This window comes from Sphingobacterium sp. UBA7253 (genome assembly GCF_002472745.1).
GTDB lineage: Bacteria > Bacteroidota > Bacteroidia > Sphingobacteriales > Sphingobacteriaceae > Sphingobacterium > Sphingobacterium siyangense.
The window spans coordinates 1-297 of the sequence record NZ_DKSP01000059.1; the positions used below are offsets into that span (position 1 = coordinate 1).

Here is a 297-nt window from a genome sequence, read left to right on the forward strand (position 1 = left end):
TGAATTACTAATTTTAAATAGAAGGAAAACAAATAAAAAGTTCATTTCAGTTTTATAACGATAATACAATATTAACCCACATCCATGGCAAACGAAATAAATATTGAAAATATACAACAACTCATTGATCTAGTTAATAATAATTATAATGATCACCCGCTAAAAAACATGGGAGTGTTGTTTGCAGCTGCTATGAATGACTGGCCAACACAAAATCAAACTAACATAAATGAATTCGTACAAGAGTTACAGAATTATTTTGGGACACCAATTACCAAAGACGTTATATTAAATAAG

1 protein-coding gene is annotated in these 297 nt (G+C 28.3%); it reads left to right on the top strand.

Annotation, left to right across the window (positions count from 1 at the left end):
* Positions 1–84 precede the first annotated feature (84 nt).
* Positions 85–297, top strand: a 213-nt coding sequence (locus tag B2X72_RS05385) for a hypothetical protein (RefSeq protein ID WP_286848482.1), incomplete at its 3' end; no start/stop codon positions are given.